Origin of the sequence: Streptomyces sp. ITFR-21 (assembly GCF_031844685.1) — a bacterium.
In the GTDB taxonomy this organism is placed as follows: Bacteria; Actinomycetota; Actinomycetes; order Streptomycetales; family Streptomycetaceae; genus Actinacidiphila.
Genome location: NZ_CP134605.1, coordinates 2227616 through 2248472, shown reverse-complemented (window position 1 = coordinate 2248472; position 20857 = coordinate 2227616). Strand labels below are relative to the sequence as shown.

Below are 20857 nucleotides of genomic sequence, written 5' to 3'. Positions count from 1 at the left end.
CACTGGGGTCAGCCCCCGTTCCCACCCGGGGGCCAGCCGTCCCCGAGGAGGATCCGCCATGCCCGAAGTGCCCTTGCTCACCGCCCTGTACGGGGGCCGGGACCGGGCGGACGCGCTGACCGTGGACGGCAGGGCGTGCGGGTACGAGGAGCTGCTGGGCGCGGCCGGCGCGGTGGCGCGGCGGGTCGCGGGGACGAAGGCGTTCGCGGTGGAGGCGACCGCCTCGCTGGAGACCGTCGCCGCCGTCGTCGGCGGGCTGCTGGCCGGCGTCCCCGTCGTACCGGTGCCCCCCGACGCGGGCCCGGGTGAGCGGGAGCACATCCTGCGGGACTCCGGCGCCGAGCTGCTGACCGTGGACTTCGCCGAGCGCGCGGACCACGCCGGGCAGCCGGCCGGGGAGACCGCCCTGGTGCTGTACACCTCGGGGACGACCGGGCCGCCCAAGGGCGTGCTGATCTCGCGGGCCGCCATTGCCGCCGACCTGGATGCGCTGGCCGCCGCCTGGCAGTGGACCGCGCAGGACACCCTGGTGCACGGTCTGCCGCTGTTCCATGTGCACGGCCTGGTGCTGGGGGTGCTGGGCGCGCTGCGCACCGGCAGCCGCCTGGTGCACACCGGACGGCCCACCCCGGCGGCGTACGCGGCGGCCGGCGGCAGCCTCTACTTCGGGGTGCCCACGGTGTGGCACCGGGTGGCGCGGGACAAGCGGGCCGCCCGCGCGCTGTCCGGAGCGCGGCTGCTGGTGTCCGGCAGCGCGCCGCTGCCCGCGCCGGTCTTCGAGGAGCTGCGCGCGCTGACCGGGCACGAACCGGTGGAGCGCTACGGCATGACGGAGACCCTGATCACGGTGAGCGCGCGGGCCGCGGGCGCGCGGCGGCCGGGCGCGGTCGGCACGCCGTTGCCGGGCATCGTCACCAGGATCGCCGAGTCCGCCGACGGTATCGGGGAGCTGCAGCTCAAGGGCCCGACCCTCTTCGACGGCTACCTGGGCCGGCCGCAGGCGACCGCGGCCTCGTACACCGACGACGGCTGGTTCCGTACCGGCGACATCGCGGCCGTCGACCCCGACGGCACCCACCGGATCGTCGGCCGGGCCTCCACCGACCTGATCAAGTCCGGCGGCTACCGGATCGGCGCCGGGGAGGTGGAGAACGCGCTGCTGGCCCACCCGGCGGTCCGGGAGGCCGCGGTGGTCGGCGCCCCGCACGCCGACCTGGGGCAGCAGGTGGTGGCCTACGTGGTGGCCACCGGGGTGAGCGAGGCGGAGCTCACCGACTTCGTGGCCGCGCGGCTGTCGGCGCACAAGCGGCCACGGGCGGTCCGCTTCCTCGCCGAGCTGCCGCGCAACGCGATGGGCAAGCCGCAAAAGCGGTTGCTCCCCCCGCTGTGACCGGCAGGATGGGGGCAGGGGGGCCGCCGCTTGCCACTTGCCGGGCGGCAAGTAAGATCGGTGTCTGCAACCACCCAGACATGACCACCACCGGACGGCCTGGCGCCGTCCGGGTCGCCGATACCCGGGTACCGCTCCAAAGGGTGGCGGTGATACGCCCTGCCATGGAGGCAGCACCGCATGTTCCACCGCATAGGACGCACCGTCGTCCGCCATCCCATCTGGACGATCGTGGCGTGGCTGATCGCAGCCGTCGCGATCATCGCCACCGCGCCGAGTCTTCCGTCGAACAGCGACGAAAGTAGCTTCCTCCCCAGCAGCTACCAGTCGATCAAGGCGATGGACCTCCAGGAGAAGGCGTTCCCCTCGTCCTTCACCCCGTCCGCGATCGTGCTCTACCAGCGCACCGACGGCGCCCCGCTGACCGCCGCCGACAAGGCGGACATCACCCGGATCACCGACGGTCTGGGCCACAGGAAGATCGACCAGGTCCAGAAGGTCATCGCCGGCACCCCGTCCAAGGACGGCAAGTACCAGACGGCGCTGGTCCAGATGAACAAGGACACGGCCGGGCAGCCCGCCCAGCAGGACGCGGCCAAGGCGCTGCGCACCGACTCCGCGGACCTCGCCACCGGCACCGACCTCAAGGTGCAGGTCGGCGGCCAGGCGGCACAGGGCCTCGACCAGCAGGACGCCGGGAACACCTCGGACGCGGTGGCGCTGATCGGCTCACTGCTGATCATCATCATCACGCTGCTGATCATCTTCCGGTCGCCGATCGTGGCCGTCATGCCGCTGATCGTTCTGACCGGCCTGGTCTTCACCACCTCCAACGCGCTCATCGCCGACGCCACCAAGCTCTTCGGGCTCCAGGCCAACAGCTCCATCTCGGCGCTGCTGATCGTGGTGGTGCTGGGCGTCGGTACCGACTACTTCCTGTTCCTGATGTTCCGCTACCGGGAACGGCTGCGGGCCGGTGACGAACCCAAGCAGGCGATGGTCAACAGCGTCACCAGGGTCGGCGAGGCGATCGCCTCCGCGGCCGGCGCGGTGATCATCTCCTTCCTGGCGCTCGCGCTGTCCACCCTCGGCTTCCTCACCCAGCTCGGCCCGGCCCTGGCCATCCTGGTCGCGGTCACGCTGATCGCCGGTCTGACGCTCTTCCCGGCCGTCTGCTCGCTGATCCCGCCGCGGGTGCTGTTCTGGCCCGGCAAGAAGTGGCGGCAGGAGCCGTCCGACGCCCGGTTCGCCGCCATCGGCAGGCTGGTGGGCCGCAAGTCCGGGCTGGTGGTGATCGTCTCCGGCCTGGTCATGGTGCTGCTGGCGCTGGGCACCCTCGGCTACAAGGCGAACTACGACCTGGCCTCGGGGTCCATCCCCAAGACCAAGGAGTCCATGGTCGTCCAGGACACCATGCAGAAGGCGTACTCCGCCGGCGCCGCGGACCCGACCTCGGTCTTCCTGACCAGCACCGACGGCAAGCCGCTGGCCGGCATCGACTTCAACGCGTACCTGTCCGAGCTGCGCGCGGCCGACGGCGTCGCGGACGGCTCCTTCGACCAGAGGACCGGGCTCAACAAGGACCGGACCACCGCGCTGTTCTCCCTGACGCTCAAGTACTCCGGCGCCAGCGACCAGGCGATCTCCGCCGTGGGCAACGTCCGCAGCGTCGCGTCGGACAACGCGCCGCCCGGGACGGAGTCGGTGGTCGGCGGTACGTCCTCGATCTACCGGGACATCAACGCCGCCGTGAACCACGACTACCGCACGGTCTTCCCGGTGGCCGCGATACTGATCATGATCATCCTGGGGCTGCTGCTGCGCAGCGTGGTGGCCCCCTGGTACCTGATCGCGTCGGTGGCCCTCGGCTTCGGCGCCACGCTCGGCGCGACGGTGCTGATCTTCGGCCGCGGCGACGGGCTGATCTTCATGCTGCCGATCATCATGTACCTGTTCGTGGTCGCCATCGGCACCGACTACAACATCCTGATGATCGCCCGGCTCAGGGAGGAGGCCCGCGAGGGCCGCGAGCCACGCGAGGCCGCCGCCGAGGCACTGCGGCACGCGGGGCCGACGATCGGCGCGGCCGGGTTCATCCTGGCGGCGACCTTCGCCACCCTGATGCTGTCCGGCAACACCTTCCTGACCGAGATGGGCTTCGCCATCGCCTTCGGCATCGTGATCGCCGCGTTCGTGATGGCGATGTTCTTCACGCCGAGCCTCACCGCGCTCATCGGGCACGCCGCCTGGTGGCCGGGGCACGCGGACCGGGGCGGGGAGCCGTTCCCGTCCGGCGGTACGGCCCTGACCCCCGCTTCCGGCGCCGGCGCGGCGCCGGGCGGCGGCGGCCGGGAGGCCGAGGAGGCCGGCGAACTGGACGGATCGGGGCAGCGCGGCTGAGCCGGCACGCCGTCGGACGGCGCCGCTGACACGCCCTCGGGCGCACCCGCCACCGCACCGGCGGAGGTGCCGGGGCGCCGCGGTCCGCGGGGGCGCCGAAGTCGTCCACAGGGGCTGGGCAGGTGTCGACCACCTGTCCAGCCCTTCCGTTACGCTGGCGGAGCGCTGGACGGTCGGCGAAGGGCGCTGGTCGGGACGGCGTGCGGTGGCGGCGGCGCACGCCGTGCACCGGGTGGGCGCGGCGGTCGGCGGGGCGGTCGGCGGGGCGTCGCGGCGGGGTGCGGTCCGTGCCGCTCGCCTTGCCTGAGTGCATAACTTCATGCAGAGTCTTGTCCCGGTGAATAACGACGGGTGGGTCACGGGCCAGGGACGGGACTGCGATGGGTGACGCGGAGCGCGAAGCGGTGGCGGACGGGCCGGGCCGGGGTCTTCGTGCCGCAGCCGGAGCCGGTGCCGCCGCTGGCACGGGTGCTGACGTCGCCGCCGGTCCCGGCGTCGGCGCGGGCCGCGCTTCCGGCGCCGGTGCCGGAAGCGCGGTCGGCACCGGGACCGCGGCCCGGGACGGCGCCGGGGCGGCCGACGCCTCGGCCCGGCTGCTGAAACTCTTCGAGGCGCGGCGGCTGACGCCCACTCAGCGGCGCATCGCGCACTGCCTGGTCCGCAAGGCGGACGAGGCGCCGTTCCTGTCCAGCGTGGAGGTGGCCGAACTCGCGGGCGTCAGCCAGCCGTCCGTGACCCGGTTCGCGGTCGCCCTCGGCTTCGACGGCTACCCGGCGCTGCGCCGGCACCTGCGGGAGGTCGCCCCGGCCCAGTTCCCGCCGGACGCCGCCGGGTACAACGAGTACCAGCAGGCCGTGCACGCCGAGATCGAGAACCTGCGGCACCTGGCCGCGCTGCTCGCCGACCCCGGCCCCGTGGCCAGGGCCGGGACGGTGCTCGCCGCCTCCCGCCCACTGCCGGTGCTCGGGCTGCGGGCGGCCGGCGCCCAGGCCCGGGGCTTCGCCTACTTCGCGGCCAAGGTGCACCCGGACGTGCGGCTGCTGGACGAGGGCGGCACGATGCTCGGCGACCGGATCGACGCGGCGGTGCGGGCCGGCGCCAGCGCGCTGCTGTGCTTCGCCCTGCCCCGGCACCCGCGCGAGGTGGTCGACGCGCTGGCCTACGCCCGGCAGGCGGGCCTGACCGTGGTGGCGGTCGCGGACAGCGCCTTCGCCCCGGTCGCGGCCCACAGCGACCTGCTGCTGCCGGCCGCCGTGGGCACCGGTCTGGCCTTCGACACCGCCTGCGCCCCGATGCTGCTCGGCCGGGTACTGCTGGAGTCGATGTGCGACGCGCTGCCGGACCCGCAGGCCCGGCTGGAGGAGTTCGACGCGCGGGCGGCGGCCCGCGGCGTGTTCGTCGAATGACGGCGGAGGCCGAATGGCAGCGGACGTCTTAACGAAAATCTGAGAAACGCGAAGTACTCTCCCGAGCATTCGTTCAGCTGAGACGGAGGGAGCCCGACGTGGTGCGCGGGGCCTACACATTGGCGCGGGTGGCGGTGACGGTGCGCGCGGCGGCGTGCTGGTCGTGGTGGCTGGGGGTGATCGCCGCGGCGCCGGGGACGGCGGTGACGTTCAGCCCGACCGGACGCCGTATCGGCGTGATGGCGGGGGCGGCGCTGTTCGTCCTGGCCGCGGTGGCGGCGTTCGTGGTCCGCGGCGGGCGCTACGCACAGCGTGCCGAGGCCGCCTCGCGGGCCGCCAAGTCGGTGTACCTCCAGGACCGCCGGGTGACCGCGCGGGCCTGGCTGCGCCGCCGCCGCTGGTGGCTGGCCGCGGCGTTCGTGGTGGCCGCCGGCTCCTCGGTGCTGCTGCCGTGCGCGGGCGGCATGCTGGTCGGCGGCCTCGGCGCGGGGCTGTGGGCCAGGAGCCGCCGGGTGGCGCGGATCGAGCGGTCCGCGGACGCCCTGCTCTGGGTGCGCCCGGACGGCCGGCCCGACGCGTACGAGCTGACCGGCATCGCGGCCGGCGACGCGGCCCCGGGCGGTGGCCGGCGGCGCCGGTCGGCGGCTGCCGCCGCCGCACGGAGCCGGGTGGCAGTCAGCCGCTGACCGACCGCCTCCGCCGCAGGGGCGGCAGTCCGGCTCCGCTCTCGGCGAGCAGCTCCGCCTCGGTCTGCGCCGTGCGGACCGGGGCGAAGGCGACGCCGCCGTCGTCGGCCGCCACGTACCCGTGGACGGCCGGCCGCGGGAGCGAGTTGTAGGCGAAGTGGTTGGAGAAGTAGTAGGCGCCGGTGTCCAGCAGGGCCACGTGGTCGCCGGCCGCGAGCAGCGGAAGCGGGCGCGCCTTGGCCACCAGGTCGCCGGCGAAGCAGCACGGCCCTGCCACGTCCTGGACGACGGGCTCGCCGCCCTTCTCGCGGCCCGCACCGTCCAGGGCGAGCACCCGCAGCGGCCAGGCGTCGGGTACGAAGACGGTCCTGGTGGCGACCTGGGCGCCGGCGTGGGTGACCGCGATGGGCCGGCCGCCGGCCGACTTGGCGTACTCGACCCGGGCCAGCACGGTGCCGTTCTTGGCCAGCAGCGACCGGCCGAACTCGGTGACCAGCCCGTAGCGGCCGTCGAAGAGCCCGGGGACCTCGCGGCGCAGCAGGTCGGCGTAGGCGGCGAAGCCCGGGGCGGTCACGTCGGAGCCGAAGTTCACCGGGAGGCCGCCGCCGATGTCCAGGACGCGGACCTGCTGCCGCCCGGCCGCCCGGTTGATCCGCTCGGCCAGTTTGTAGGCCGCCCGCACCCCGGCGGCCATCAGCTCCAGCGGCACGCCCTGCGAACCGGTGTGGGTGTGCAGGCGGTCGAGCCACGGGCGTTCGGCGTAGGCGCGCAGCACCCACTCCTCGGCGCCCGGGTCGCGCAGCGCCACCCCGAACTTGGAGGTGGCGGTCGCGGTGCTCATCGCGCCGATGCTGCCGCCGCCGGTCTGCGGGTTGACCCGCAGCCCGACCGGCGAGGCGGAGCCGGGCACGGCGGCGCGCAGGGCGTCGATCCGGTCCAGCTCCAGCGCGTTGTCCGCGTTGACCGCGACGCCGAGCGCCAGCGCCCGCCGCAGCTCGGCGACGGTCTTGGCGGGGGAGTCCAGTACCGTCCGGTCGGCCGGGACGCCGGCCGCGCGGGCCAGTGCCAGTTCGCCGGGACTGGCCACCTCGGCGCCGAGCCCGCACTCGGCGAGCAGCGCCAGCACCGGTACGAGCGGGGCAGCCTTGACGGCGAAGGTGTGGGTGACCGTCATCCCGGGCGTGGCGAAAGCGGAGTGGAGGGCCGCCGCCGCGTGCTCGACGCCCGTGACGTCCAGTAGCCCGACCACCGGCTCGCCCTCGTTCACCAGCCCCTGCCGGACCGCCGCGCGCAGCGCGTGCCCCCGCCGTTTCCCCGGCTCATCACTCATGACGACCATCCCACCACCTCGTCCGGCGGCGCCGCCACCGGCCCCCTGCCGGCCGGCACCTTGTTGACTAGGGCTATTCAGCTGGCCAGGATGTGAATGAATAACTCCACCGGGTATCGCGACGACGAGGAGACCGGACCGATGACGGGACCGAGGCCGGTACGCGCACCGCGCGGCACGGCACTGAGCGCTCAGGGATGGCCGCAGGAAGCCGCGCTGCGGATGTTGCAGAACAACCTCGACCCCGAGGTCGCCGAACACCCCGACCAGCTGGTGGTCTACGGCGGCACCGGCAAGGCCGCCCGCGACTGGAACTCCTTCGACGCGATGGTCCGCACCCTGCGCGGCCTGAAGCAGGACGAGACCATGCTCGTCCAGTCCGGCCGCCCGGTCGGCGTGATGCAGACCCACGAGTGGGCGCCGCGGGTGCTGATCGCCAACTCCAACCTGGTCGGCGACTGGGCCACCTGGGAGGAGTTCCGCCGCCTGGAAGCGCTCGGCCTGACCATGTACGGGCAGATGACCGCCGGGTCCTGGATCTACATCGGCACCCAGGGCATCCTCCAGGGCACCTACGAGACGTTCGCCGCCGTCGCCGCCAAACGGTTCGGCGGCACGCTGGCCGGCACCATCACGCTGACCGGCGGACTCGGCGGCATGGGCGGCGCCCAACCGCTCGCCGTCACCATGAACGGCGGCGTCGTGCTCTGCGTCGACTGCGACCCGCGCGCCATCGAGCGCCGTCTCGGGCACGGCTACCTCGACGTCAAGGCCGACTCCCTCGACCACGCCCTGCGACTGGCCACCGAAGCCCGCGACGCCCGCCGCCCGCTGTCCGTCGGCGTTCTCGGCAACGCCGCCGAACTCGTCCCGCGGCTGCTCGCCCTGCAGGCCCCCATCGACATCGTCACCGACCAGACCTCCGCCCACGACCCGCTCGCCTACCTGCCGCTCGGCGTCGACTTCGCCGACATGGCCGACTACGCGGCCGAGAAGCCCGCCGAGTTCACCGAACGGGCCCGCGAGTCGATGGCCACGCACGTCGAGGCGATGGTCGGCTTCCAGGACGCCGGCGCCGAGGTCTTCGACTACGGCAACTCCATCCGCGGCGAGGCCCGGCTCGCCGGGTACGAGCGGGCGTTCGCCTTCCCCGGCTTCGTGCCCGCCTACATCCGGCCGCTGTTCTGCGAGGGCAAGGGCCCCTTCCGCTGGGCCGCGCTGTCCGGCGACCCCGCCGACATCGCCGCCACCGACCGGGCGATCCTCGACCTCTTCCCGGAGAACGAGTCGCTGGCCCGCTGGATCCGGCTGGCCGGCGAACGCGTCCATTTCCAGGGCCTGCCGGCCCGTATCTGCTGGCTCGGCTACGGCGAGCGCGACCGGGCCGGCGAGCGCTTCAACGAGATGGTCGCCGACGGCACCCTGAAGGCGCCCATCGTCATCGGCCGCGACCACCTCGACAGCGGCTCCGTCGCCTCCCCCTACCGCGAGACCGAGGCCATGCTCGACGGCTCCGACGCCATCGCCGACTGGCCGCTGCTCAACGCCATGGTCAACGTCGCCTCCGGCGCCTCCTGGGTCTCCATCCACCACGGCGGCGGCGTCGGCATCGGCCGCAGCATCCACGCGGGCCAGGTCACGGTCGCCGACGGCACCGCCCTGGCCGCCGAGAAGATCCGCCGCGTCCTCACCAACGACCCCGGCATGGGCGTCATCCGGCACGTGGACGCCGGCTACGACTCGGCGCGGAGCGTCGCCGCCGACCGCGGGGTGCGCGTTCCCATGCGGGAGGGCACCGTCGATGCGTGACGGCGGCGATCAGGCCCGCCCGGCGCCCGCGGACCACGGCCCCGGAACGGAGGTCCCGGCCCCGGCGGGCGGCGGAGCGGAAAAGGCGGCGCAAGCGGGGAGAGCGGGGGAGAGGGCCGGCGAGGGAACACGGCGGGCGGCGGAGAAGGCCGCCCGGCCGCCGGGGTTCCACGAGATGTGGCGGGACCTGCTGCCACTCGGGCGCAGCGCGGCCTCCGGCGGCTACCGCCGCTTCGCCTGGACGTCCGCCGACACCGACTGCCGCGCCTGGTTCCGCGCGCAGGCCGAAGCGCGCGGCCTCACCTACGAGGTGGACCGGAACGGCAACCAGTGGGCATGGCTCGGCGACCCCCTCGCCGGACAGGCCGTCGTCACCGGCTCCCACCTGGACTCCGTGCCGGACGGCGGCGCCTACGACGGCCCGCTCGGTGTGATCTCCGCCTTCGCCGCGGTCGACGCGCTGCGCGACCGCGGCGCCGAGCCCCGCAAACCGCTCGCCGTCGTCAACTTCGGCGACGAGGAAGGCGCCCGCTTCGGCGTCGCCTGCGCCGGCTCGCGGCTGACCGCCGGCCGGCTGACCCCGGACCAGGCCAGGGAGCTGCGCGACGCCGAGGGCGTCACCCTGGCCGCAGCCATGGAGCGGGCCGGCCGCGACCCGGCCGCCCTCGGACCCGACCCCGAACGTCTGGCCCGCATCGACGCGTTCGTGGAACTCCACGTCGAACAGGGCCGCGCGCTGGACCTGGCCGGCGCCCCGGTCGGCGTGGCCTCGGCGATCTGGCCGCACGGCCGCTGGCGCTTCGACTTCCGCGGCGAGGCCAACCACGCCGGCACCACCCGGCTCGAAGACCGCCACGACCCGATGCTGACCTACGCCACCACCGTGCTCGCCGCCCGCAAGAAGGCCCGGCTGGCGGGCGCACTGGCCACCTTCGGCAAGGTCGCCGTCGAACCCAACGGCGTCAACGCCATCGCCTCCCTGGTCCGCGGCTGGCTCGACTCGCGCGCCGCCGACGAGGACACCCTCGCCGCGCTCGTCGCCGCCGTCGAGCAGGCGGCCAGGGAACGCGGCGCCCGCGACGGCGTGGCCGTCCACGTGGTCCGCGAGTCCTTCACCCCGGTCGTCGAGTTCGCCCACGACCTGCGCGACCGGCTCACCCGCCTGATCGCGCCCACCGGGACAAACCCGGTGCCCGTGCTGCCCACCGGCGCGGGACACGACGCCGGAATCCTGTCCGCCGCCGTGCCGACCGCCATGCTGTTCGTACGGAACCCCACCGGGGTCTCGCACTCCCCGGCGGAGTCGGCGGCCGAGGACGACTGCGCGGCGGGGGTCGACGCGCTCGCCGACGTACTGGAGGGCCTCGCGTGCGGGTGACGTACTGGCTGGAGCACGCCTGGCTCGACACCTGTGTCGAACCGGGCGTGGCCCTGACCGTCGCAGACGGCCGGATCAGCGGACTGCGCACCGGGGTGGACACGCCCCCGCCCGGCGCGACCGCGCTGCGCGGGCTGACCCTGCCGGGCCTGGCCAACGCCCACAGCCACGCCTTCCACCGGGCGCTGCGCGGCACCGTCCAGGTCGGCAGCGGCACCTTCTGGACCTGGCGCGACGTCATGTACTCGGTCGCCTCCCACCTCACCCCCGACTCGTACTTCGACCTCGCCCGCGCGGTGTACGCCGAGATGGCGCTGACCGGCATCACCTGCGTCGGTGAGTTCCACTACCTGCACCACCAGCGCGGCGGCGTTCCGTACGGCAATCCCAACGCCATGGGCGAGGCGCTGATCGCCGCCGCCGGCGAGGCCGGCATCCGGATCACCCTGCTGGACGCCGCGTACCTGCACGGCGGCCTGTCCCACGGCGGCTACCGCCCGCTGGAGGGCACGCAGACCCGCTTCGGCGACGGCACCGCGGACCGCTGGTACGACCGCTGGACCCGGCTCAGAGGCGGCGGCCACGCCAGGATCGGCGCCGCGCTGCACTCGGTACGCGCCTTCTCCGACCGGGACGACTACGCCGCCTTCGCCGACCGGACCCGCGACGTGCCGGTCCACATCCACCTGTCCGAGCAACCCGCCGAGAACGAGGCGTGCCTGGCCGTCCACGGGCGCACCCCCGCCCGGCTGCTGGCCGACTCCGGCTTCTGGGGCCCGCACACCACCGCCGTGCACGCCACCCACCTCACCGACGAGGACATCGCCCTGCTCGGCGGCGCGGGCGGCACCGTCTGCATGTGCCCCACCACCGAACGGGACCTCGCCGACGGCATCGGCCCGGCGCTCCGACTACAGCGCGCCGGCTGCCTGTTGAGCCTGGGCAGCGACAGCCACGCGGTGATCGACCTGTTCGAGGAGGCGCGCGCGCTGGAGCTGGACGAACGGCTGCGCAGCCGCACCCGGGGCCACTGGACCGCCGCTCAGCTGCTGCGCACCGCCGCCGAGAACGGCCACGCCGGCCTCGGCTGGCCGGACGCGGGCCGGCTGGAGGCGGGCGCGCTCGCGGACTTCACCACGATCGCGCTGGACTCGGTGCGCACGGCGGGCCCCCCGCCGCGGCTCGGCGCCGAGACGGCCGTATTCGCGGCGACTGGAGCGGACGTCCGGCACACCGTGGTGGGCGGTCGGCCGGTCGTCCGCGACGGGGTGCACCAGCTCGTCGAGGACGTGCCGGCGGCCCTGGCCAGGGCGATCGCCGCCGCCCGGCCGGACTGACCCCGGCCCGGACTGCGCGCCGCACCCCGGCCCGCAGCAGGTGAGGACCCGCCCGGCCGATCCGGCGCGGCGGCGGCACACGGACGGCACGGACGGCACGGAAAGCGGAGGCGAAAACGATGACGACCAGCACGGTCATCACCAACATCGGCACCCTGGTCACCAACGATCCCTCCCTCTGCGCTCCCGGCGACCCCCTCGGACTGGTCCGGGACGCGGCCGTCGTCATCGTCGGCGACCGCGTCGTGTGGACCGGTGGGACAAGCAAAGCACCCCCCTGTGACAACCGGGTCGACGCGGGCGGCCGGGCGCTGCTCCCCGGCTTCGTGGACTCCCACTCCCACCTGGTCTTCGCCGGCGACCGCGGCGCCGAGTTCGCCGCCCGGATGTCCGGCCGCCCCTACACCGCGGGCGGCATCCGCACCACCGTCGCCGCCACCCGCGCCGCCTCCGACGCCGAGCTGTCCGCGAACGTCGCCCGGCACCTGGCGGAGGCGCTGCGCCAGGGCACCACGACGATGGAGACCAAGTCCGGCTACGGCCTGACCGTCGGCGACGAGGCCCGCTCGCTGCGGATCGCCGCCGCGCACACGGCCGAGGTGACCTATCTCGGCGCCCATGTCGTCCCGCCGGAGTTCGCCGCCGACCCGGCGGGCTACGTGGACCTGGTCACCGGCCCGATGCTCGACGCCTGCGCGCCCCACGCCCGGTGGATCGACGTCTTCTGCGAGCGGGGCGCCTTCGACGGGGACCAGGCCCGCGCCGTCCTCACCGCGGGGCGGGACCGCGGTCTGGTCCCCAGGGTGCACGCCAACCAGCTCGGACCCGGCCCCGGCGTCCGGCTCGCGGTGGAACTGGGCGCCGCCTCCGCCGACCACTGCACGCACCTCACCGACGCGGACGTCGAGGCGCTGGCGGGTTCCGCCGGCACCACCGTGGCCACCCTGCTGCCCGGCGCCGAGTTCTCCACCCGCGCCGTCTACCCGGACGCCCGCCGCCTGCTGGACGCCGGCGCGACCGTCGCGCTGTCCACCGACTGCAACCCCGGCTCGTCCTTCACCACCTCGATGGCGTTCTGCGTCGCGGTCGCCGTCCGGGACATGCGCATGACCCCCGATGAGGCGGTCCGCGCGGCCACACACGGCGGCGCGCGCGCCCTGCGCCGTACCGACGTCGGTACGGTCGCGCCGGGCGCGCGCGCCGATCTGCACCTTCTGGACGCCCCCAGCCACGTCCACCTCGCCTACCGCCCGGGAGTGCCCCTGACGGCTGCGGTGTGGCAGGCCGGACGGCTGCTCGTAGGACCGGCGGCCCCGTAGGACCGCCGGTACGTCCGCCGGTCGCCGGGTACGTCCGCCCGGCCGCGACGGGCGGCGGGGACGGTGCGGCGGCGGACGTACCGGCCGAAGCGGCCTACTCCTCGACCAGCAGCCCCCGGCGCAGCCGGGACAGCGTCCGGGTCAGCAGCCGCGACACGTGCATCTGGGAGATGCCCAGTTCCTCGCCGATCTCCGACTGGGTGAGGTTGCCGACGAACCGCAGCGAGAGGATCTCCCGGTCCCGGGACGACAGGCCGGCGATCAGCGGCTTCAGCGACTCGACGTACTCCACGCCCTCCAGGTCGTGGTCCTCGTAGCCGATCCGGTCGGCCAGGGCCCCCTCCGGGTCGTCATCGGCGGGCTGGGCGTCGAGCGAGCTGGCGGTGTACGCGTTGCTCGCCGCCATGCCCTCGATGATCTCGTGCTCGGGCAGGTCCAGCCGGTCGGCTAGCTCCCGTACGGTGGGCGTGCGGTCCAGCTGCTGGGCCAGCTCGTCGCCGGCCTTGGCCAGGTCGAGCCGCAGCTCCTGCAGCCGCCGCGGCACCCGCACCGACCAGCTGGTGTCGCGGAAGAACCGCTTGATCTCGCCCACGATGGTCGGCATCGCGAAGGTCGGGAACTCCACCTCGCGGGTGAGCTCGAACCGGTCGATCGCCTTGATCAGGCCGATCGTGCCGACCTGGACGATGTCCTCCATCGGTTCGCTGCGGGTGCGGAACCGGGACGCCGCGAACTTCACCAGCGCCAGGTTCAGCTCCACCAGCGTGTTGCGGACGTACGAGTACGCGGGCGTGCCCTCCTCCAGCGTCCGGAGGCGGGCGAAGAGCGTCTTGGACAGGGCGCGCGCGTCGACCGGTCCGATCTCCTCGTAGGGGGGAATCTCCGGGAGCCCCTGAAGACCCCCGAACTGTTCCTGCGCATGATCCAGGCCGAGTCGGGGTGTCATGTGCTCCTCCCTCTTTCGCGTCGGCGGTCGGCGGCCGGTGCCGGGCGGCCGTGCCAGTGCCGTACCTCCAGCTGTACCCCCTGTCCGGAGGGTGCCGCAAGTCCGCGGCGGGCGGCGCGCGGCCCGGCCGCCGGGAGACGGCGCGGCAGGTGACGAGCGCACAAAAGCTGTGTGCAGGGCGTATGAGCGGGGTGTGGGAAACGTGCCGACTACCGTCACCGCCGCCGAACGCGTAGGGTCGGGTGGCGCGTCACCAGGGATGTAGTAAGGAGCTCACATGGACCGCGACGCGGTCGGCACGGCCGGCCTGGGCAGGCTGCGTGTCGAGGTCAGGCAGGTCGGCGACAGCGCCGTCTTCACGCCGTCGGGAGAGCTGGACCACCACACCGCGGACGTGCTCGCCGAACCGCTGGGCGCCGCGGTCGACGCCGGGACCACCCGGCTGGTGATCGACTGTGCCGACCTGGCGTTCTGCGACTCCACGGGGCTGAACGTGCTGCTCGGCGCCCGGCTGCGGGTCGAGGCCATCGGCGGCGCGGTGCACCTGGCGGCGATGCGGCCGACGGTCGCCAGGGTCTTCGAGATCACCGGGGCAGAGACGGTCTTCACCGTTCATGACACCCTTGACCAGGCACTTCAGGGGTAGTGGCGGGTGGACGGGGGCGGCGTGAATGACCATCGCCGGAGCGGACGCGCATTGTCGCCGCTCTCGACGTGTTCCCGGAGATCGACCGGGCAGAAGACCGACGGACCGCAGTTGGACATCCGTGAGGTGAGGCCCTGATGAGCACCACTCGGCCCTACGCCGCGGACGATCGCGGCCCGGACACGGGAGGCTCCGAAGGCGAGCCCGACGTGCCCCCCCGGACGCCAGAGCAGGAGAAGCGGCTGGCGCTGTCGGGGGAGAGCGGCATCGTGCCCCGGGCCAGGGACTTCACCCGGCAGGCGCTGAACGAGTGGGGCTGGCTGCCCGCCGCCACCGCCGACCGCCGGGCCGCCGCCGAAGACGTCCTGCTGGTGGTCTCCGAGCTCGTCACCAACGCCTGCCTGCACGCCGGCGGTCCCGAGGAGCTGCGGCTGCGGCACAGCGCCAAGGCGCTGCGTATCGAGGTCGTCGACGGCGGCCCCGGCGACCCGGCCCCCCGCACCCCGCACCGCGCGGGCCGCCCCGGCGGCCACGGCATGTTCATCGTGCAGCGCCTCTGCCTCGACTGGGGCGTCACCCGCCAGGACGGCCGCCCCGGCAAGACGGTGTGGGCCGAACTGGCCGCGCCCTCCTAGGGCCTGTCGTCGGGATCGTCGCGGTGCCGCGGGGTCCGGCTGCGCACGCCTGCCGCGTTCCCGCCGGTCGGCGACGCACCACGCCGCCTCCCTCCTCCGCCGTCCCCGCCCCCACCGGACCCCGCTCCTCGACCCGCGCAGATCCACCCGACAGGTCCCGGCCCTCTCCGCGTCCCCTTCCACCCGGCCCTCCCGTTCCTGCTCCGGCGCCCGCGCGCCTGAGACGTCCCTCACCTCTGAGGCGCCTGCACACCCGCACGCGCCCCGACGCCTCCACCGCGGCCGACTGAACCACCGGGCCGCCGGCGGGGAACCCGGCCGGTCACGGAGTTCCGCCGCGCCCCGGGCGGAGCGTCGTCCGTGGCCCCGTGCGCACCAGCGAGTCGCGGCTGCCCCGTGCGGACTACCATCAAGCCCATGACCCGCGTACTTCTCGCCGAGGACGACGCATCCATCTCGGAGCCGCTCGCACGCGCACTGCGCCGCGAGGGCTACGAGGTCGAGGTGCGCGAGGACGGACCCACCGCATTGGAGACGGCACTGCTCGGCTCCGTCGACCTGGTGGTGCTGGACCTGGGCCTGCCCGACATGGACGGTCTCGACGTGTGCCGACGGATCCGGGTGGAGGGCCACACCTTCCCGGTCCTGGTGCTCACCGCCCGAGCCGACGAGGTCGACACCGTCGTCGGTCTGGACGCCGGTGCCGACGACTACGTCACCAAGCCGTTCCGCCTCGCCGAACTGCTCGCCCGGGTCCGGGCGCTGCTGCGCCGCGGCACCGCCGAGCCCGCCCAGCCCTCCACCCACGGCGTACGGATCGACGTCGAGTCGCACCGCGCCTGGATGGGCGACGACGAACTCCAGCTCACCGCAAAGGAGTTCGACCTCCTGCGGGTGCTGGTACGGGACGCCGGCCGGGTCGTCACCCGCGAGCAGCTGATGCGCGAGGTCTGGGACACCACCTGGTGGTCGTCCACCAAGACCCTGGACATGCACATCTCCTGGCTGCGCAAGAAGCTCGGCGACGACGCGGCCAACCCGCGCTTCATCTCCACCGTCCGCGGGGTGGGCTTCCGGTTCGAGAAGAACTGACCCGCCGCCTCCATGCGCCGCCGCCTGATCTCCTCCACGCTGGCCGTGGTGCTCGTCGTCATCGCCGTCTTCGGGATCTCGCTCGTCGTCGTGGAGGCCAGGACCATCCAGAGCAGCGCCCAGGACGGTGTGGAGTCGGAGTCGGTACGGCTGCTCAGCCTCGTCGAGGACCGGCTGCTGGCCGCCGAGCCGGTCGACGCCAAGGGTCTGGAACGACAGGTCGCCGACGGCCGCTACGCGGTGGTACGCGTCCCCGGCTACCCCGAGATCAACCTCGGCGACCTCCCGCACGGCAAGGTCATCTCCTCCGCCCAGACCGGTGACCACGGCGAAACCGTCACGGTGGAGGAGTCGCGCTCCAAGATCAGCCAGCAGATCGGCCGCACCCTGCTGGTGATCCTCGCGGTCGCGCTGCTGGCGGTGCTCGCCGCCGTCGCCCTCGCGGTACGGCAGGCCCGGCGGCTGGCCAGCCCGCTCACCGACCTCGCCGAGACCGCCGAGCGCCTCGGCTCCGGCGACCCGCGGCCCCGGCACCGCCGGTACGGCGTGCCCGAGCTGGACCGGATCGCCGACGTCCTGGACGCCAGCGCCGAACGGATCGGCCGGATGCTCACCGCCGAGCGCCGGCTGGCCGCCGACGCCTCCCACCAGCTGCGCACCCCGCTGACCGCGCTGTCCATGCGGCTGGAGGAGATCGTGGCCACCGCCCAGGACGAGGAGGCGGTCAAGGAGGAGGCCACCATCGCGCTCGGGCAGGTCGAGCGCCTCACCGACGTGGTGCAGCGGTTGCTCACCAACTCCCGCGATCCCCGTTCCGGCTCCGCCGTCGACTTCGACCTCGACGAGGTGATCCGCCAGCAGGTCGAGGAGTGGCGCCCCGCCTACCAGTCCGAGGGCCGCGCCCTGGTGGTCTCCGGCGGCCGGTCGCTGCGCGCCGTCGGCACCCCCGGCGCGGTCGCCCAGGTACTGGCCACCCTGATCGAGAACTCCCTGATGCACGGCGCCGGCACGGTCGCCCTCCACACGCGTGTGACCGGCAACCAGGCCGTGGTCGAGGTCTCCGACGACGGCCCCGGCGTCCCCCCCTACCTCGGCGCCCGCGTCTTCGAACGCGCCGTCAGCGGCCGGAACTCCACCGGCCTCGGCCTCGCCGTGGCCCGCGACCTCGCCGAAGCGGACGGCGGCCGGCTGGAACTCCTCCAGCAGCGCCCCCCGGTCTTCGCGCTCTTCCTGGCCCAGGAGATCCTCCCGCGCCGGGACACGCCGCCCGACGAACCCGCCGCCTGAGCCGTCCGCGCGGCTCCGGGACGAGGAAGCGGCTCAGCCGTCCAGCTGGCCTATGGTCGCCGTCGAAGGGCCGCGCCGTGCTCGCAGCGCGACCGCCGCGGACTCCGCGCCGCGCAGCACCCGGACCGCGTTCTGCCAGGTGAGCTTGGCCAGGTCGGCGTCGGACCAGCCGCGGCGGAGAAGCTCCGCGACCAGGTTGGGGTAGCCGGAGACGTCCGTGAGGCCGTCGGGGGTGAAGGCGGTGCCGTCGAAGTCGCCGCCGATACCGAGGTGGTCGATCCCGGCGACCTCGCGCATGTGGTCGAGGTGGTCGGCGACGGTCGAGACGGTGGCCGCCGGCCGCGGACGGACCGCTTCGAACGCGTGCTGGACGGCCATGCCCCGCGGGGTGGTGTCGAGCGGGTGGAGATCATGGGCGCGCATGTTGGCGTCGGCCTCCAGGGTCCACTCGATGGCGGCCGGGAGGACGAACTTGGGTACGAAGGTCGCCATGGCGACGCCGCCGTTGCCGGGCAGGAGCGCCAGCACGTCGTCGGGGATGTTGCGGACGTGGTCGCAGACCGCGCGGGCCGAGGAGTGCGAGAAGACAACCGGTGCCTGCGCGATCCGCAGGGTGTGGCGCATGGTGTCGGGGGAGACGTGCGAGAGGTCCACCAGCATGCCCAGCCGGTTCATCTCGCGGACCACCTCCTCGCCGAAGGCGGTGAGGCCGTGGGCGGCGGGCTCGTCGGTCGCGGAGTCCGCCCACGGGGTGTTGGAGTTGTGGGTCAGCGTCATATAGCGCACACCGAGCGCGTACAGCCGGCGCAGGACGGCCAGCGAGCAGTCGATGGAGTGGCCGCCCTCCGCGCCCATCAGGGAGGCGATGCGCCCCTGCGCGCGGGCGGTCTCCATGTCGTCGGCGGTGAGGGCGAGCCGCAGGTCGTCGGTGTAGCGCTCGGTCATCCGGTGGACCACGTCGATCTGCTCCAGCGTCGCGGTGACGGCCGCGCCGCCGGTCCGGTCCACCGGCACGTACACCGACCAGAACTGCCCGCCGACCCCGCCGGCGCGCAACCTCGGGATGTCGGTGTGCGTACGCCCCGTCTGGTCGACGGAGATGTCCAACCGGTCGAGGTCGTACGCCACCTGCTCGCGCAGTCCCCATGGCAGGTCGTTGTGCCCGTCCACCACGGGATGGGCGGCCAGCAGTTCGCGGGCCCGGGGGAGAAAATCGGTCAGAAGTTCCATGCCGGACACTGTATTTCGCCGGTCAGCCGAGCCGCTGGAGGCCCTGTGGAAAACTTCCCGGACAAGCCGCTGACCGGCGGAGACAGAACGAGGGCCTGTCGTGTGGATCTCCGGGGACCGCGACGCCGCGCAGCTCCGGACGACAGCCTAGTGCCCGAAGCCGAAGCCCGCCGCCGCACCGGCGGCCTTCGCCCGCAGCCGCTTCCCCTTCTCGGTCGCCTCCTCGTTCAGCGAGACCTGGAACTCCCGCATCCGCGCCAGCAGTTCCGGATCGTGCGCGGCGAGGATCCGCACCGCCAGCAGCCCCGCGTTGCGGGCCCCCGCGACCGAGACCGTCGCCACCGGCACCCCGGCCGGCATCTGCACGATCGACAGCAGCGAGTCCATGCCGTCCAGGTGTTTGAGCGGGACCGGCACGCCGATCACCGGCAGCGGCGTCACCGCGGCCAGCATCCCGGGCAGGTGCGCCGCGCCGCCCGCGCCGGCGATGACCGCCTTGAGACCGCGTCCGGCGGCCTCCTCGCCGTACGCGATCATCTCGCGCGGCATGCGGTGCGCCGAGACCACGTCGACCTCGTACGGCACGGAGAACTCCTCCAGCGCCTGCCCCGCGGCCTCCATCACCGGCCAGTCGGAGTCGGAACCCATCACGATGCCCACCACGGGCGCGTTACTCATCGATCGTTCCTCGCAGGTAGTCGGCCGCGTGGCGGGCGCGCTCCCGCACGTCGGCCAGGTCGTCGCCGTAGGTGTTGACGTGCCCGACCTTGCGGCCCGGCGTCACGTCCTTGCCGTACATGTGGATCTTCAGCCCGGGATCCCGGGCCATGCAGTGCAGGTAGGCCGTGTACATCTCGGGGAAGTCGCCGCCCAGCACGTTCGCCATCACCGTCCAGCGGGCGCGGGGCCGCGGGTCGCCGAGCGGCAGGTCGAGCACCGCCCGCAGGTGGTTGGCGAACTGCGAGGTGGCGGCCCCGTCCATGGTCCAGTGGCCGCTGTTGTGCGGGCGCATGGCCAGCTCGTTGACGAGGATGCGCCCGTCGGCGGTCTCGAACAGCTCGACCGCCAGATGCCCGACGACGCCCAGCTCGCGGGCGATGGTCAGTGCCAGCCCCTGCGCCCGCGCCGACAGCTCCTCGGGCAGTCCGGGCGCGGGCGCGATCACCGTGTCGCACACGCCGTCGACCTGGATCGACTCCACCACCGGGTAGGCGACCGCCTGCCCGTGCGGTGAGCGGACCACGTTCGCCGCCAGCTCGCGGACGAAGTCCACCTTCTCCTCGGCGAGCACCGGCACCGCGGCGCGGAACGGCTCCGCGGCGTCCGCCTCGGACCGGACGATCCACACGCCCTTCCCGTCGTACCCGCCGCGTACGGTCTTCAGCACGACCGGGAAGCCGCCGGTCTCCGCCGCGAAGCGCGCCACGTCCGCCGGATCGGCGACGATCCGGTTCCGCGGGCAGGGCGCCCCCAGGGCGGCGAGCCGGGCCCGCATGACGCCCTTGTCCTGCGCGTGCACCAGCGCGTCGGCGCCGGGCCGCACGATCACACCGTCGGCCTCCAGCGCCCGCAGGTGCCCGGCCGGGACGTGCTCGTGGTCGAAGGTGAGGACGTCGCAGCCCGCGGCGAAGGCCCGCAGCGTGTCCAGATCGCGGTGGTCACCGACGGTCACGTCGGCCACCACCTGCGCGGCGGACTCCTGCGGTGTGTCGCTGAGGATCCTGAACCGGATCCCGAGCGGGATGCCCGCCTCGTGCGTCATACGGGCGAGCTGGCCGCCACCGACCATGCCGACTACGGGGAATGTCACTTTTCTTCCTGCCGGGATACGCGCGTGGTACGCGGGGCTCGGGGCCCGCCCTCGGACAGGGCCCGCCCCCGGAAACTGGCTCGACCAGGGTATCCGCCGTACGAGAGGAGGAATAACGCCCATCGAACGCCGTATTTTCGCACAAGGCGGTTAGCA

The 20857-nt window shown here is 73.8% G+C and carries 17 protein-coding genes; 12 read left to right on the top strand and 5 right to left on the bottom strand.

What is annotated here, in order from left to right:
• Window positions 1–58 precede the first annotated feature (58 nt).
• From RLT57_RS09955 to RLT57_RS09940, 4 genes are all read left to right on the top strand, one after another.
• Window positions 59–1390, top strand: coding sequence for an AMP-binding protein (locus tag RLT57_RS09955; RefSeq protein WP_311297014.1), 1332 nt, complete (start codon window positions 59–61; stop codon window positions 1388–1390).
• Between the two features lie 180 nt (window positions 1391–1570).
• Window positions 1571–3790 (top strand): MMPL family transporter, encoded by a 2220-nt coding sequence (locus tag RLT57_RS09950; protein WP_311297013.1) that lies wholly within the window; start codon window positions 1571–1573, stop codon window positions 3788–3790.
• Window positions 3791–4170: 380 nt separating this feature from the next.
• The gene (locus tag RLT57_RS09945; protein WP_311297012.1) at window positions 4171–5196 is read left to right on the top strand and encodes a MurR/RpiR family transcriptional regulator; all 1026 of its coding nucleotides are present in this window, start codon (window positions 4171–4173) and stop codon (window positions 5194–5196) included.
• A gap of 98 nt (window positions 5197–5294) precedes the next feature.
• The gene (locus RLT57_RS09940) at window positions 5295–5882 is read left to right on the top strand and encodes a hypothetical protein (protein ID WP_311297011.1); all 588 of its coding nucleotides are present in this window, start codon (window positions 5295–5297) and stop codon (window positions 5880–5882) included.
• Here the strand turns inward: RLT57_RS09940 and RLT57_RS09935 are convergent.
• The gene (locus tag RLT57_RS09935; RefSeq protein ID WP_311297010.1) at window positions 5872–7212 is read right to left on the bottom strand and encodes a diaminopimelate decarboxylase; all 1341 of its coding nucleotides are present in this window, start codon (window positions 7210–7212) and stop codon (window positions 5872–5874) included. The genes RLT57_RS09940 and RLT57_RS09935 overlap by 11 nt on opposite strands.
• Before the next feature lie 141 nt (window positions 7213–7353).
• Between RLT57_RS09935 and hutU the strand changes: the two genes are divergently transcribed.
• From hutU to hutI, 4 genes are all read left to right on the top strand, one after another.
• Window positions 7354–9021, top strand: coding sequence for a urocanate hydratase (hutU, locus tag RLT57_RS09930; RefSeq protein ID WP_311297009.1), 1668 nt, complete (start codon window positions 7354–7356; stop codon window positions 9019–9021).
• A 175-nt stretch (window positions 9022–9196) separates the two neighbouring features.
• Complete coding sequence (locus RLT57_RS09925) at window positions 9197–10399, top strand: allantoate amidohydrolase (protein WP_311297008.1); 1203 nt, start codon at window positions 9197–9199, stop codon at window positions 10397–10399.
• Window positions 10390–11736 carry a formimidoylglutamate deiminase gene (locus RLT57_RS09920; RefSeq protein ID WP_311297007.1) on the top strand — a complete coding sequence of 449 codons (1347 nt, stop codon included), beginning with the start codon at window positions 10390–10392 and terminating at the stop codon, window positions 11734–11736. Before RLT57_RS09925 ends, RLT57_RS09920 begins: the two co-directional genes overlap by 10 nt.
• Window positions 11737–11855: 119 nt before the next feature.
• Window positions 11856–13055 (top strand): imidazolonepropionase, encoded by a 1200-nt coding sequence (hutI, locus tag RLT57_RS09915; RefSeq protein ID WP_311297006.1) that lies wholly within the window; start codon window positions 11856–11858, stop codon window positions 13053–13055.
• A gap of 94 nt (window positions 13056–13149) precedes the next feature.
• Here the strand turns inward: hutI and RLT57_RS09910 are convergent, their stop codons facing one another.
• The gene (locus RLT57_RS09910; protein ID WP_311297005.1) at window positions 13150–14001 is read right to left on the bottom strand and encodes an RNA polymerase sigma factor SigF; all 852 of its coding nucleotides are present in this window, start codon (window positions 13999–14001) and stop codon (window positions 13150–13152) included.
• Window positions 14002–14278: 277 nt separating this feature from the next.
• Here RLT57_RS09910 and RLT57_RS09905 point away from each other — a divergent pair, with 277 nt between their 5' ends.
• The 4 genes from RLT57_RS09905 (at window position 14279) to RLT57_RS09890 (ending at window position 17661) form a co-directional block, all read left to right on the top strand.
• The gene (locus RLT57_RS09905; protein WP_311297004.1) at window positions 14279–14647 is read left to right on the top strand and encodes an STAS domain-containing protein; all 369 of its coding nucleotides are present in this window, start codon (window positions 14279–14281) and stop codon (window positions 14645–14647) included.
• Between the two features lie 137 nt (window positions 14648–14784).
• On the top strand, window positions 14785–15282 hold the full coding sequence (locus tag RLT57_RS09900) for an ATP-binding protein (RefSeq protein WP_311297003.1): 498 nt from the start codon (window positions 14785–14787) through the stop codon (window positions 15280–15282).
• Between the two features lie 417 nt (window positions 15283–15699).
• On the top strand, window positions 15700–16374 hold the full coding sequence (locus RLT57_RS09895; RefSeq protein ID WP_311297002.1) for a response regulator transcription factor: 675 nt from the start codon (window positions 15700–15702) through the stop codon (window positions 16372–16374).
• Window positions 16375–16386: 12 nt separating this feature from the next.
• Complete coding sequence (locus RLT57_RS09890; RefSeq protein WP_311297001.1) at window positions 16387–17661, top strand: ATP-binding protein; 1275 nt, start codon at window positions 16387–16389, stop codon at window positions 17659–17661.
• A gap of 33 nt (window positions 17662–17694) precedes the next feature.
• Here RLT57_RS09890 and RLT57_RS09885 read toward each other — a convergent pair whose 3' ends face one another.
• The 3 genes from RLT57_RS09885 to RLT57_RS09875 form a co-directional block, all read right to left on the bottom strand.
• A complete protein-coding gene (locus RLT57_RS09885) occupies window positions 17695–18891 on the bottom strand; it encodes a dipeptidase (protein WP_311296999.1) in 1197 nt (398 codons plus the stop codon).
• A 147-nt stretch (window positions 18892–19038) separates the two neighbouring features.
• On the bottom strand, window positions 19039–19569 hold the full coding sequence (purE, locus tag RLT57_RS09880) for a 5-(carboxyamino)imidazole ribonucleotide mutase (protein WP_311296998.1): 531 nt from the start codon (window positions 19567–19569) through the stop codon (window positions 19039–19041).
• Window positions 19562–20701, bottom strand: a complete 1140-nt coding sequence (locus tag RLT57_RS09875) for a 5-(carboxyamino)imidazole ribonucleotide synthase (RefSeq protein ID WP_311296996.1) — start codon at window positions 20699–20701, stop codon at window positions 19562–19564. Before RLT57_RS09875 ends, purE begins: the two co-directional genes overlap by 8 nt.
• Window positions 20702–20857 lie beyond the last annotated feature (156 nt).